13 protein-coding genes are annotated in these 13,568 nt (G+C 69.8%); 9 read left to right on the top strand and 4 right to left on the bottom strand.

Annotated features, from left to right (window positions below; genetic code table 11):
• Positions 1–110 precede the first annotated feature (110 nt).
• From SACMADRAFT_RS14810 to SACMADRAFT_RS14770, 9 genes are all read left to right on the top strand, one after another.
• Complete coding sequence (locus SACMADRAFT_RS14810) at positions 111–536, top strand: hypothetical protein (RefSeq protein WP_009154643.1); 426 nt, start codon at positions 111–113, stop codon at positions 534–536.
• Complete coding sequence (locus SACMADRAFT_RS14805; protein WP_009154642.1) at positions 533–2,080, top strand: multicopper oxidase family protein; 1,548 nt, start codon at positions 533–535, stop codon at positions 2,078–2,080. Before SACMADRAFT_RS14810 ends, SACMADRAFT_RS14805 begins: the two co-directional genes overlap by 4 nt.
• 75 nt (positions 2,081–2,155) lie before the next feature.
• Positions 2,156–3,439, top strand: a complete 1,284-nt coding sequence (locus SACMADRAFT_RS14800; protein ID WP_009154641.1) for a Ca2+/Na+ antiporter — start codon at positions 2,156–2,158, stop codon at positions 3,437–3,439.
• Positions 3,440–3,487: 48 nt separating this feature from the next.
• Positions 3,488–5,521: an MFS transporter gene (locus tag SACMADRAFT_RS14795; RefSeq protein ID WP_009154640.1), complete on the top strand. Its 2,034-nt coding sequence runs from the start codon at positions 3,488–3,490 to the stop codon at positions 5,519–5,521.
• Positions 5,522–5,623: 102 nt separating this feature from the next.
• Entirely contained in the window at positions 5,624–5,815 is a 192-nt protein-coding gene (locus SACMADRAFT_RS14790) for a hypothetical protein (RefSeq protein WP_009154639.1), read from the top strand.
• Positions 5,812–7,350, top strand: coding sequence for an MFS transporter (locus SACMADRAFT_RS14785; protein WP_009154638.1), 1,539 nt, complete (start codon positions 5,812–5,814; stop codon positions 7,348–7,350). Before SACMADRAFT_RS14790 ends, SACMADRAFT_RS14785 begins: the two co-directional genes overlap by 4 nt.
• 10 nt (positions 7,351–7,360) lie before the next feature.
• A complete protein-coding gene (locus SACMADRAFT_RS14780) occupies positions 7,361–8,110 on the top strand; it encodes a class I SAM-dependent methyltransferase (protein WP_009154637.1) in 750 nt (249 codons plus the stop codon).
• Positions 8,111–8,172: 62 nt separating this feature from the next.
• Positions 8,173–9,102 carry an AEC family transporter gene (locus SACMADRAFT_RS14775; RefSeq protein ID WP_040926442.1) on the top strand — a complete coding sequence of 310 codons (930 nt, stop codon included), beginning with the start codon at positions 8,173–8,175 and terminating at the stop codon, positions 9,100–9,102.
• Between the two features lie 98 nt (positions 9,103–9,200).
• Entirely contained in the window at positions 9,201–9,644 is a 444-nt protein-coding gene (locus SACMADRAFT_RS14770; protein WP_009154635.1) for an SRPBCC family protein, read from the top strand.
• Between the two features lie 8 nt (positions 9,645–9,652).
• Here SACMADRAFT_RS14770 and catC read toward each other — a convergent pair whose 3' ends face one another.
• From catC to SACMADRAFT_RS14750, 4 genes are all read right to left on the bottom strand, one after another.
• Positions 9,653–9,943 carry a muconolactone Delta-isomerase gene (gene catC, locus SACMADRAFT_RS14765; RefSeq protein WP_009154634.1) on the bottom strand — a complete coding sequence of 97 codons (291 nt, stop codon included), beginning with the start codon at positions 9,941–9,943 and terminating at the stop codon, positions 9,653–9,655.
• 5 nt (positions 9,944–9,948) lie between these two features.
• On the bottom strand, positions 9,949–11,070 hold the full coding sequence (locus SACMADRAFT_RS14760; protein ID WP_009154633.1) for a muconate/chloromuconate family cycloisomerase: 1,122 nt from the start codon (positions 11,068–11,070) through the stop codon (positions 9,949–9,951).
• A 79-nt stretch (positions 11,071–11,149) separates the two neighbouring features.
• Complete coding sequence (catA, locus tag SACMADRAFT_RS14755; RefSeq protein ID WP_009154632.1) at positions 11,150–12,004, bottom strand: catechol 1,2-dioxygenase; 855 nt, start codon at positions 12,002–12,004, stop codon at positions 11,150–11,152.
• Positions 12,001–13,548: a 4-hydroxyphenylacetate 3-hydroxylase family protein gene (locus SACMADRAFT_RS14750; protein WP_009154631.1), complete on the bottom strand. Its 1,548-nt coding sequence runs from the start codon at positions 13,546–13,548 to the stop codon at positions 12,001–12,003. The genes catA and SACMADRAFT_RS14750 overlap by 4 nt, the downstream gene beginning before the upstream one ends.
• Positions 13,549–13,568 lie beyond the last annotated feature (20 nt).

Below are 13,568 nucleotides of genomic sequence, written 5' to 3'. Positions count from 1 at the left end.
AGGCTACGTCCACCGGCCCGGACCCGCACCCGAATCCGCCGCACTGATCCGGGATATCTCAGGGAGATCCCGGATCCATAGGTAGGCTGTCTACACATAGCGTCGATCGCGTGACAACGACCATCGAACCGGCGCGGACCGGCCCACGCCAGACGCTGTGGTTGCTCAGGGGCACGGTCACCCTCGGCACCGTGGGTGTGCTGGCCCAACCCGTACTCGCGGGCGTGTACCTGACCGGCGAGTTCGACTTCCTCGGCTATCACGGCACCAACGCGACAATCGTGCAATCCCTGTTGCTGCTGCAGGCAGCCGCCGCCCTGCTGTACTGGCTCGCCGGTCGCGGTTCGGTGCTGCCGGTGCTGTTCACCGCGGCGCAGTTTCTCGTGACGGGCCTACAGATCGGCATGGGTTACAGCAGGGCGCTGGCCGTGCACATCCCGCTGGGCGTGCTGGTCGTCATCATCTCGTTGCTGGCCTGCGCATGGGTCTACCGCCCCGCGGCGCGGGACCCACGATCGTCCTGGAGCAACCGATGAGCCTGTCACGACGAGGCTTTCTCGGGTTGCTCGGCGGTGCCGGAGCGCTGGCGGTGGGTGTCGGGGGCTGCGCCGGGGCGACGGGCCAAACGGCGGAGTTGCTGCGTAGCAGGATCGCGCTTCCACAACGGTTCGCGGTCCCGTTGCCCGTTCCACCGGTGAAGCGACCGGTGCGGTCGGCGGCGGGGGTGGACCACTACGAGATCACGCAACAGGTGCGCGAGGTGGAGATCGTGCCCGGCTACCGGACACCGATCTTCGGCTACGACGGGAGCTTCCCCGGCCCCACCATCGTCTCGCGGTCGGGGCGCACCACGATCGTGACCCACCGAAACGAACTGCCGGTGCCTACCGTCGTGCACCTGCACGGCGGGCACACCCCGGCCGAGCACGACGGCTACCCGGTGGACCTCGTCCACCCGGTCGGCGACCACACCAGTCGCGGCGGGCACGGCTACGCGACGGCGGGCGACAGCAGCCACGGCACCCGCGCCTACGAGTACCCGCTCGATCAGCCTGCCGCGACACTGTGGTACCACGACCATCGGATGGACTTCACCGCACCGCAGGTGTGGCGCGGGCTCGCCGGGTTCCACCTCGTCCACGACGACGTCGGCGACCGGCTCGACCTGCCGCACTCCGAACGCGACATTCCACTGCTGATCTGCGACCGGGCGTTCGCCGAGGACGGCTCACTGCTGTACCCGTCGATCGACCCGAACCTGCGTGACACGCCCGGGGTGCACCACGACCACATGGAGGGAGTGCTCGGCGATGTCGTGCTGGTGAACGGCGCGCCATGGCCGACGCTGGAGGTGGACGCGGCGCGCTACCGGTTGCGGCTGCTGAACGCATCCAACGCGCGACGGTACCGGCTGGCCCTGCGGCCGGCCCCGCGCGGTGGCGGCGGGTTCGTGCAGATAGCCTCGGACGCCGGACTGCTGGCGGCGCCGCTGCCGCACGACCGGCTGGACATCGCACCGGCGGAACGGTTCGAGGTGGTGGTCGACTTCGCCCGCTACCCCGTGGGCACCGAGGTGGTGCTGACCAACGAACTCGGCGCAGGGCCGACCTCGGAAGTCATGCGGTTCGTGGTGGCCCGCAAAGCCGCCGACGACAGCGTGCTCCCGCGCAGGCTCGCCGAGATCGAGCCGCTCCGGCCCGGCGCGGCGGCACCGAGGCGGGAATGGGTGTTCAGCAGGGGCATCGTCGGCGGCGATCGCGGCTGGACGATCAACGGCAGGCCGTTCGACCCCGCACGGATGGACGCCACGCCCCGACTCGGACAGACCGAGATCTGGCGGCTGTACTCCGACCTGCACCACCCGGTGCACATCCACCTGTCACCGTTCCAGGTGCTGCGCCGCAACGGCCGACCGCCGGGGCCGTTCGACGCGGGCTGGAAGGACACCGTTGACCTACGGCCTGCCGAGTACGTCGATGTCGCGGTGCGGTTCGAGCGCTACCGGGGGACTTACCTGCTGCACTGCCACAACCTCGAACACGAGGACATGGCGATGATGTCGGCGTTCGAGACCACGTAGGGCGGCAGGTGAGAAGACAGCCGTTGGTCGGCCCGTCGGGTGTAGCTTCGGCCGCAGCGGTTACCCGGGAGGGCGATGGACACCCCCCGAAGCGGCCACGGCGGTCGCGTGCTCGCACTCGTCATCGCCGTCGCGCTGTGCGTTCCCGCCGTGTTGCTGCGCGTCGCGCTCGGTCCCGCCAGCCCCGTACTGGGCCTGGCCTGCTACGGCGCCGCCTTCATCGGGGCGGCGCTGCTGCTGGTATGGGGCACCGAGTTGGCCGAGCTGGAGGTGCCGACCGGCATCGCGCTGTCGGCGCTCGCCGTGGTGGCGATCCTGCCGGAGTACGCCATCGACCTGCAGTTCGCCTACCAGGCGGGCAACGATCCGGACAGGGCCTCGCTGGCGTTGGCCAACATGACAGGGGCCAACCGGCTGCTGATCGGCATCGGGTGGTCGTTGGTGGTGTTCGTCGGCGCGCTGGGGTACAGGCGGGCTCACAGCGACAGGTCCGCCATCGCGTACACGGCCGGGTTACGCAGGCTGGCGGCGATCGACCTGGTGGTCCTCGGCGCCGCGTCGCTGTACATGCTGCAGGCACCACTGCGTTCGACGCTCACCCTGGTGGACACCGCCGTACTGCTGAGCCTGTTCGTCTTCTACGTCGTGCGGCTTTCCAAGGCGCCGAAGGAGGAGCCGGAGTTCATCGGGCCGCCGGTGCTCATCGCGCGGCTGCCCGTGGCGGCGCGGCGGGTGGCGGTCGTGACATTGCTGGTGACCGCGGCGGCGGTGATCGTGTCGATGGCGCACCCGCTGAGCGAGTCGCTGATCGGGACCGGCACGCTGCTGGGTATCGACAGGTTCCTGATGGTGCAGTGGATCGCGCCACTGGCCACCGAGTCGGCCGAGTTGGTGCCCGCCTGCCTGTTCGCGTTCCGGCTGCTGCCGGACAAGGGGCTGGGCACCCTGCTCTCATCCAAGATCAATCAATGGACGCTGCTGGTCAGCATGGTTCCGGCCGCGTTCGCGCTCGCCGCGGGCGGGCTGTCCGGCTTGCCGATGGACCCGGTTCAGCGGCAGGAGGTGCTGCTGACCGCGGCGCAGTCGATGTTCGCGCTGAGCCTGCTCATCGACCTGCGGCTCAGCGTGCGGCAGGCCACGGCCATCATCACGCTGTTCCTCGGCGACTTGGCCGCCAGCGTGGTGCTCGCGGGCGACACCGCGGCGATGACGGTGGTGCGGTGGGCATTCTCGTCGCTGTACCTGCTGCTCGCGGTGGCGGGCCTGGCCAGGGCCCGCGGCCTGATCCCCGGCGTTGTCAGGGACGGCACGCGCACCCATCCCCGGGACCTGGTCGGTAAGCCGCAGCCGACGCGGTGAGGCAGGCCGTTGGTTTCCGAGGTTACCGCCACGGGTAGTGCACCCATCATGAGTGCCGCCGTGGAACTTGGAAAGATCGAGACCAGGATTCCCGCCAGGATGGACCGGCTGCCCTGGTCCCGGTTCCATTGGCGCGTCTTCATCGGTCTGGGCACCGTCTGGATCCTGGATGGACTGGAAGTCACCATCGTCGGGTCGGTGGCGGCTCGGCTGACCGAACCCGGCAGTGGGATTCAGATCACGCCGGGCCAGATCGGGATCGCGGCGGCGTTCTACGTGGCGGGCGCGTGCCTGGGCGCATTGCTGTTCGGTCAGCTCACCGACCGGTTCGGTCGCAAGAAGCTGTTCATCATCACGCTGGGCGTGTACGTTGCCGCCACGGTGGCCACCGCGTTCGCGTTCGCACCGTGGTACTTCTTCATCGCCAGGTTCTTCACGGGCGCGGGCATCGGCGGCGAGTACGCCGCCATCAACTCCGCGATCGACGAGTTGATGCCCGCCCGGGTGAGGGGCCGGGTCGATCTCGTCATCAACGGCACCTACTGGCTGGGTGCCGCGATGGGGGCGGCGCTGGCCATCCTGTTCCTCAACACCGCCATCTTCCCGCTCGATCTCGGGTGGCGGCTGGCGTTCGGCATGGGCGCGTTGCTGGGTTTCGTCATTCTCCTGGTTCGCCGCCACGTCCCGGAAAGCCCGCGCTGGCTGTTCATCCACGGCAGGCAGGACGAGGCCGAGCGGATCGTCGACGGCATCGAGGAAGAGGTACGGCAGAGCACGGGGCAGCAGCTGGAGGAGACCCGATCCACGATCACCGTCCGGCAGCGCAGGACCATCCCGTTCCGCACGATCGCGCGGACCGCGTTCAAGGTCTACCCCAAGCGGGCCATGCTGGGACTCGCGCTGTTCATCGGGCAGGCCTTCATCTACAACGGAATCACGTTCAACCTGGGGACGCTGTTCAGCGGCTTCTACGGTGTCGCGTCCGGGTTCGTACCGGTGTTCGTGATCGCGTACGCGATCGGGAACTTCCTCGGTCCGGTGACGTTGGGCAGGTTGTTCGACACCGTGGGCCGCAAGCCGATGATCGCGACGTCCTATCTCGGCTCGGCCTTGCTGACGTTGCCGCTGCTGTGGGTGTTCCTGACCGGCTTCGGTGGGCAGTGGACGTTCCTCGGCTTCGTCGTGGCCACCTTCTTCCTGGCCTCGGCCGGTGCCAGCGCGGCGTATCTGACTGTCAGCGAGATCTTCCCGATGGAGACGCGCGCGCTCGCGATCGCGTTCTTCTACGCGGTGGGCACCGGTGTGGGCGGGATCATCGGCCCGCTGCTGTTCGGTCAGTTGATCGACACCGGGCAGCGGGGGCTGGTCGCCATCGGGTTCGCGGTGAGCGCCTCGGTGATGGCTGTCGGTGGGTTGGCGGAGCTGGTGTTCGGCGTCCGCGCCGAGCGCAGCTCGCTCGAGGACATCGCGAAGCCGCTCACGGCGGAGGAAGCCGAGAGCGAGGAGGGCGAGGGCGCCGAGGCGGAGCAGCGGGGGAAGGCCGAGCGTGAGCGGCGCCCGGAGGAGGAACGCGCAGAGGAACCGCCCGAGGAGCAACGAGCGGAGGAACGGCCCGAGGAGGAACGAGCCGAAGCGCAACGAGCGGAGGAACGGGCCGAAGCGGCCGAGGCCGACCGCAGGCGCAGGCAGATCACCCAGCGGCAGCAGGCGCTGGAGGAACGGGAACGTTCGGGGCTGCGCCGGTGGCGGCCTGGCCCGCCCTCCGTGGTCGGGTCGTGGGGGCTTGGTGTCGACCCTGCGCGAGCGGCGGCAAACGAGGCGCTGGAGCACGAAATCGACATGATCGACCGCGCGTTGCAGGCCCGTGGTCCGATCCGCAGGGAGGCGCTCGCCGACATGGTGGGTGCCAGGTATTGGGGACCTGGAATGTTCTCCTCGGCGCTGCGGGTGGCCGTGGCGGAAGGCAGGGTGCGCAGGTTGCGCGGCCGCGTGTACGCACCCGGCGACGGCGACGGCGACGGCAGTGGCAGTGGCGGCACTGGTGACGGTGGCGGCGGTGGCCGCCCGCCGGGCAGCGAGTAGGGGCACGTTTGCCGGGGCCGCGGGCCGGGTAGCTCCCGCTGCGTGACCGCTCGATGCGCGATGTTGGGACATCGGTACCGGTTCCGTGCCGAGGGTGCGACCATGACCTGGGCCTGCGAGCGCGGGTGCCCGGTCGGGGGTAGCAAGACCTACGCCTCGGCCGAGCAAGCAAGCCGGTATGCCGCCGCGTTCGACCGGCAGGATTCCGAGGACCTCGGCCGCCGTGCCCCGCTGCTCGGCATGTTCCCGTTGCGGCTGGCCAGGGCGGTGCGGCAGTTGCGGCGGCACGGATGACCTCAGTGCAGGCCCCGCCGCGGCGCTGGGTCTCACTGGCCGGAATCTGCTCGGCCGCGGGCATCGTGTGGCTCGCGTTCTCCGACTTCGGTGTGGCCATTCCCCGGATCGCCGACGAATTCGGCACCGACCTGTCGCCACTGCAATGGGCCAACAACGCGTTCAGCCTGGTCACCGGTGCGCTGGTGATCGCGGCGGGCAAGTTCGGTGACCTTTTCGGCCGCCGCCTCATGCTGCAACTGGGTTCGCTGCTGCTCGCGGGTTTCTCCGTGCTCGCGGCGCTCGCGCCGAGCGTGGAATGGCTGATTGTCGGCAGGGGCCTGATGGGGGTGGGCGCGGCGCTGGTGCTGCCTGCCTCGCTGGCCCTGATTCCACCGGAGTTCTCCGGCCGCGCCGAGATCACCGCTTTCGGTATCTGGCAGGCCGTGGCATGGGGTGGGCTGTCGCTCGGTCCCGCGATCGGCGGGGGCCTCACCGACGGGCTCGGCTGGCGGTGGCTGTTCTGGATCAACCTTCCGCTGGCCGCCGTCAGCGTCGCCGTCGTGCGCCTCACCACGCCGGAATCACGTGACACCGCGGTGTCGCGGCACGTGGACTGGTGGGGACTGGCCACCATCGCCTCCGCAGTGTTCGCGTTGCTGTACGCCCTTACGGAGGGCCCGGTCCTCGGCTGGGCGAGCCCGCCGGTGCTCGCGCTCTTCGGTGCGACCCTGGCGCTCGCCGCCGCCTGGTACCAGATCGAGCGACGTTCTCGCGCGCCGCTGGTCGACCTGCGGCTGTTTCGGCTCAGGGCATACAACGGCGCGCTCACGGCGAACCTCACGATGAACGTGACGTTCGCCGGGCTGAGCTTCGTGCTCGTGCTGTGGCTGCAGAACGCGCTGGGCTACGACCCGGTTCGGGCAGGCATGTTGCTGCTGCCCGCGACGGTCGGTGTGTTCGCGTTCATCCCGCTCGGCGGCAAGCTCGATGCCACGGTGGGCGGGCGGCTGCCCTCGGTCGCCGGGCTCACCGTCGCCGCCGCCGGGCTGGTCGTGCTGGGCCTGCTCGGTACCGGCGGCACGCTGTGGCCGCTGGCGCTCGCGCTGTTCGTGATCGGCCTCGGGCTCGGGCTGGTGAGCACCCCGGTGGCCAACACCGCGGTCGGCGAGGTGCCGGGCCACCTCGCCGGCACCGCGGCCGGAGTGTTCAAGATGTCCAGCATGCTCGGCGGAGCGCTCGGGGTCGCCATCCTCACCGCGCTGGCGCGGGGACTGACCTCAGCCGACGCCGCCTCGGCCTTCGCGGCCGCGAACCTCGGGCCCGCCGAGATCGCCGAGGCGAAGCAGGCGCTGGTCAACTCCTCCACGTTCCAGCAGGCCATCGCCGCACTGCCGGCCGAGGACAGGCGCGGTGTCGCCGATGCCGTCACCGAGGCGTTCACCTTCGGTGTCGCGGGCACCATGATCGCCACCGCCGTCCTCACCGCCGTGGCGGCGGTGGCCGTTCTCCTGCTGTGGCCCGCCGGTTCCCGCCGCCGAGGCGGCCGCGCCTGAACGTGCGGGCATGCCTATCCTGCCGTACGTGGCCGACCCGCTTTTCGAACACCCGACGCCGGCCGCACTCTACGACGTGCTCGACCCCGACAGGGAAGATCTGGACTGCTACGCGGCCATGTCCGCCGAGTTCGGCGCCGGCAGCGTGGTCGACATCGGGTGCGGTACGGGGACGTTCGCCCTGCTGCTCGCCGAACGCGGCCTCGAGGTCACCGCACTCGACCCGGCGGCTGCTTCGCTCGACGTGGCGCGCGACAAGCCGGGTGCCCACCGGGTGCGCCGGCTTCACGGTGACGCGACAGCGCTGGAAGCATTTCACGGTCCGGGGTTCGACCTCGCCACGATGACGGCCAACGTCACGCAGGCGATCGTCGACCCGGGCGCATGGCAAGCCACGCTTCGCGCGGTCCATGGCTCGCTGCGACCGGGAGGCAGGCTGGTGTTCGAGACACGAGATCCGGCCGCTCGGGCGTGGTCGGGCTGGAACCGGGCGGCCTCGCGGCGCAGCACCGAGCTACCGGGCGGGAACACGGTGGACAGTTGGGTGGAGTTGCTGGACGTGAGCCCGCCACTGGTGTCGTTTCGCTGGACGTTCGTGTTCCGACCCGGTTCGCGGGTACTGGCCTCGGACTCCACCGTGCGGTTTCGCGACCGCACCGAGGTGGAGGCCGACCTCGCGGCGACGGGCTACCGGGTCGAGCAGGTGCGTGACGCGCCCGACCGGCCGGGAAGCGAACTGGTGTTCGTGGCGTCCCGCTAGCCGTGCGGCCCGGGGGGCTGTGTCGCACGGCACAGCTCTACGGTGTCGCTGGTGACGGTGAAGTGAACGGCGTCGTCGAGGGTTTCCTCGCGATCGGGGTCGTGATCGCGGTCGGCTACCTCGTCGGCAGGCTCGGCGTACTGGGCCCTTCGGCCACGCAGGTGCTGTCGAGGGCGGCCTTCTTCGTGGCCAGCCCCGCGCTGCTGTTCGTGACGCTGTCCAGGGCGGACGTGGCAGCCGTGCTGTCGGGCGATCTGGTGGTCACCGCCGTGACCAGTTCACTGGCGTGCCTGCTCTACGTGCCCGTCGGGCTGCTACGCAAGCGCCCGCCCGGCGAGGTGACGATCGGTGCGATGGCCAGCGGCTACGTCAACGCGGGCAACCTCGGGCTTCCGGTGGTGACCTACGTGTTCGGCGACGCCACCGTCGTGGCACCGGTGCTGCTGTTCCAACTGGCCGTGCTCACTCCGGTGTTCACCACCGTGCTGGACGTGCAGTCCGAGCGCGCCACCGGCGCCAGGCCACCGCTGCTGCGCACCCTCACCGCGCCCGCCCGCAACCCGCTCGCTCTGGCCACGGCCGCCGGGCTGGTGGTGTCGGCGACCGGGATCGTGGTGCCCGCACCCGTACTCGCCCCGGTGGAGTTGCTCGCCGACTTCGCGGTGCCCGGGATGCTGCTGGCGTTCGGCATCTCGCTGCACGCGGCGGCGCTGCCTGGCAGGCAGCGTGAGCTGCGCCCTTCGCTGGTCACCGTGGTGGTGCTCAAGAACCTTCTACACCCGCTGCTCGCGCTGCTGCTCGGGCTGTGGCTGGGAATGGCGGGTGAGGGCCTGCTCGCGGTGGTGGTGTGTGCCGCGCTGCCCACGGCACAGAACGTCTTCGGCTACGCGGTGCGGTTCGACCAGGGGGTGAACCTGGCCCGCGACTCGGCGCTGGCCACCACCGTGCTCAGCCTGCCGATGATGTTCGTCGTGGTGGCGCTGCTCGGCTGAGGACGGCAAGCCGGGCCCAACGGCCCTGTGCGCGTTCCTTGCCTGCTCGTAGCGTCGGGCACCGGTCAGCAGGCCGATGCGCGAAGGGAACCAGTCCGATGGCGACCATCCAGGGAGAGATCTTCATCGACCGCCCACCCACCCAGGTGTTCGACGTGCTGGCCGACCCCCGCAACGAGCCAAGGTACAACCCGCGGATCGTGGGCGTGGACAAGCTCACCGAGGGGCCGGTCGGCGTGGGCAGCCGGTTCGCCAGCAGGGCCAGGACCGCGGGCCGCACCGGCACGATGACCGTTCAGCTCACCGGCTACGACCGGCCGCGGCGGCTGACTTCGACGATCCGCTCGGCGAGCATGGACATCGACGGCGAGCTGACGTTCGAGGCCGCATCCGGCGGCACACTGGCACGGTGGCGCTGGCACCTGCGGCCGCGCGGGTTGCTCGCCATGGCCGGTCCGTTACTCACCGGCGCAGGGCGGCGCACCGAGCGCAGGGTATGGCGCGACCTCAAACGCTATCTCGAGGCGGGAGTCGGCCGCTGACCAGCCACCTATCCGTCTACTTCGGACAGCGAAGAGGGGTGCGTGGTCAGTGCCGTCACGGTGACCGTCATGAACGGAAACAGCGGCAGGCTCCACAGTATCTGGTGCAGCTGGTCGGCGGAGTCCACATCGAACACGCTGATGTTGCTGTACTGCCCGACCACCCGCCACAGGTGCACCCAGGTGCCCGCTCGCTGCAACTCCACCGCGCGGGCCTTCTCCGTGGCGATCAGCTCCGCACGCCGACCAGGGTCGAGGTCGTGCGGGATCGCGACATCCATCCGGACATGGAACAGCACGATGCTCAGCTCCTCGTGAAGGCCTTGACCGCGGCCGGGTCCAGCTCCACACCCAGGCCGGGGCCGTCCGGCAGGTGCAGCTCGCCGCGTTCGTACCGCAGTGGCGTGGTGACCAGGTCGGCGTTCATCAGCAACGGTCCGAACAGCTCGCTGCCCCAGGTCACGGCGGGCGCCGAGCACGCGAGATGCAGCGAGGCGGCGGTGCCGACCGGACCCTCGATCGAGGTACCGCCGTGGCAGGGAATTCCGGCCGCGGCGGCGATCTCGGCGATCGCCCTTGTCGCCCGCAGCCCGCCGGACTTCGTGGTCTTCAACGAGAACACGTCGGCGGCACGCAGCCGGGAGAGCCGCAGCGCGTCCCGAGGAGTGCGCAGGCTCTCGTCGGCCATCACCGGGATCGGCAGCGCGCGGTTGATCTCGGCGAGGGCCTCGATCTCGCCGCCGGGAACCGGTTGCTCGACGAGTTCGACCCCCGCCTCCGCGAGCCTGGGCAGGTAGGTCAGCGAGGTGAGCAGGTCCCAGCGGGCGTTGAGGTCCACCCGCACACCGACTGTGCCCGCGAGTTTCTCCGTGACCGCGCGAACCCGCGCGACGTCGTCGGCCGGGTCCTGCGCGCCCATCTTGAGCTTGAAGCTGTGGTTGAGTCCGGCCTCCAGCCTGGACAGTGCCTCCTCCGCGACGGCGGCCGCGGGCTCGGTTCCCAGCGCCCAGGTGACGGGAATCGAGCGCCTGGCGGGGCCGCCGAGCAGCGTGTGCAGCGGCGTGTCCAGGCAGCGCGCCCACGCGTCGTGCAGCGCGACCTCCACGGCGGCCTTGGCGAACAGGTTGGCGGCCACCAGGTCGTCGATCTCGCGCAGGATCGTCGCGATGTCGGACACCTGCCTGCCCACCAGCAACGGTGCCAGGTAGCGTTCGACGACAAGCCGCATGGTCTCCACCGACTCGCCGCCCCACCACGGGCCCCCGGGCACGACGCCCTCACCGACACCGGTCACGCCGCCCGCGGTGCGGACGAACACCAGCAGCATCGGCTGCGCGGTCATGCCGGTGCGGGCGAACCGGTGTGGGCGGTGCAGCGGGATGTCGAGCAGCACGGTTTCGACGCGATCGATCTGGGTGTCGCGCAACGGAGTTCCTCTTCAGGTAGGGGGATGCCGGAACGGAGCGGGGGGCGGCGGGACGGGTGTCCGCGCCGCCCCCTGCCGCCTAGGAGCCCTGCGGTTCGAGCACGAAGTCGTACTCGGCTCGCAGCTTGCCCTCGCCGTCCGGACGCGGGTCGAGTACCAGTTCGGGCTTGGTGGCCTGTGCGACGTCGTCCTCCAGCCACTCGCCGCCCTCGAAGTAGAGCTGGGTGGTGATCTGGCGGTGACCGCTCGCCCGCACGATCAGGTGCAGGTGCGCGGGGCGCCACGGGTGCCAGCCCGCCGCCTCGATGAGCTTGCCGGTCGGCCCGTCGGTCGGGATCTGGTACGGCGCGGGTTTGACGGTGCTCACCTCGAACCGGCCGTCGCCGTCGGCCACGACGACACCGCGCAGGTTGCCCTCCGGCACGTGCGGGGCGAACCCGGAGTAGTAGCCGTCGTCGTCGGCGTGCCAGATGTCCAGTTCCGCGCCGGGAACCGGGTTGCCTTCCAGGTCGCGAACCTGCCCGGACAGCGTCAGCGGGGTGCCCTTCTCGTCGGGCCGCATCGGCAGCGTCGCCACCGAGGGCAGCTTGGGCTGGTCCGGCAGGTAGTACGGGCCGAGGATGCTGCCCTTGGTGCCGTGCTGGCGTTGCGCGGTGACCTCCTCGACGACGTGCTCGACGAACACGTCGAGGAACAGCGGCCACTCACCGCCTTCGCCGACCTCGATCAGCCACTGCTTGGCGGCCTGGAACTCGGCGTAGCTGACCTGCTTGGCGCGAATGGCCTCGTGCACGCCCGCGAGCACGGCCTGCACCACGTCGGCGATCCGCTCGCTGGTCACCTGGGCTTCGCCTTCGCCCCTGGCGGCGCGGAACGCCTCGGTGGCCGAGGCTCCGGAAGCGGCGGCGGAGGGGGAGTGTTGTGTGGTCGTCATCGCTTGCTCCCGTTGCTGTCGGGGTTGATGAGGTCGGGGACGGTCCAGCCGTCCAGGTCGTATTCGGCCATGCACTGCTCGGCGAAACCCTTCATGGCGTCGGCGGCACCGGACTGCTGCGCGGCGAACAGCAGCTCCGCGCGCACACCCTCGTGGTTGCCGGAGTAGTTGCGCTCGTAGAGTTCGTGCCTGCCGCCGAACTCGCTGCCGACCGAGTCCCAGATGAGCTTCATCAGCTTCACCCGTTCGATCGCGTCCATGCCGTTGGAGCCGCGCACGTAGCGGTCGAGGTAGGGCCGGATCTCGGGGGAGCGGAAATCGTCGGCGTGCGAGGGCAGGTAGATGAGGCCGGAGCCAAGGTCCTGCAGGATGATCTCGCGCACCCGCGGGTAACCGACCGTCATGAACCACCGGTAGGCAAGCCCGTAGTCCAGGTGCGGCAGCACCGCGCCGTCGATCCACTCGTCCGGGCTGGCCGCCATGGCGTCGGAGATGGCCCAGAACATGTTGCGCCAGCCGATCACCTCGCCGACGCGCGTCTGGATGCCCCGGAAGTCCTTGGTGCCGGTGGCTTCCACGCCCTTCATGAGCAGCCCGGCGATGAAGTCCAGCTTCACCGCCAGCCGGGTCACGCCGTGGAAGGTGAACCGGTGCAGGAACCCGGAACCGGGGAAGAAGGTGCTGGCCTTCTCCGCGTCGCCGTAGATGAAGACGTTCTCCCACGGGATCTTCACCCGGTCCAGGATGAAGATGGTGTCGTTCTCGTCGAAGCGCGAGGACAGCGGGTAGTCGAACGGCGTGGACGCGCTCTGGGCGTAGGACTGCCTGCAGATGAGCTTCATTCCCGGCGCGCCCATCGGCACCGTGCACACGAGCGCGAACTCGCGCTTCTTGATGGGAAGGCCGTAGTGGGCGATGAAGTTGTAGTTGGTGATCGCGGAACCGGTGGCCACCACCTTGGCTCCGGAGACGATGAGGCCGTCGTCGCGCTCCTCCTCGACGTGGATGAAGATGTCCTTCACCTCGTCGGGCGCGCGGTCGCGGTCGACAGGTGGGTTGATGATCGCGTGGTTCCAGTACAGGACCTTCTCCTGCGATTCGGTGTACCAGCGGCGGGCGTTGTCGGCGAAGGGTTCGTAGAACTCGGAGTTGGCGCCGAGCGTGCCGAGGAACGCGGCCTTGTAGTCGGGGCTGCGTCCCATCCAGCCGTAGGTCATCCTGGCCCAGTGCGCGATAGCGTCGCGGTCGGCGAGCAGGTCGGCACCGCTGCGCGGGGTGCGGAAGAAGGGATGCGTGTAGCCGTTGTTGCCGGTGTCGGTCGGTGCTGTGACCACGTGCTGCTGCTCGGGGTCGTGCAACGAGTCGTAGAGGCGGGCGGTCATCCGCACCGAGTTGCGAAACGCCGGGTGGGTGGTGACGTCGTCCACCTTGTCGCCGTAGAGGAAGACCTCCCGGCCGTCGCGGAGGCTTTCGATGTACTCGTCACCGGTCATCGGCCGGGCCGTTTTCGAGCCGGAGCTCACCGGCGCCGGTTGCTGCTGCATAACCACTAGGGGTTCCCTTC

Source organism: Saccharomonospora marina XMU15, from assembly GCF_000244955.1.
Lineage (GTDB): Bacteria > Actinomycetota > Actinomycetes > Mycobacteriales > Pseudonocardiaceae > Saccharomonospora_A > Saccharomonospora_A marina.
The sequence above is the reverse complement of the archived record's forward strand: the minus strand, read 5'-3'. Positions and strand labels throughout refer to the sequence as shown.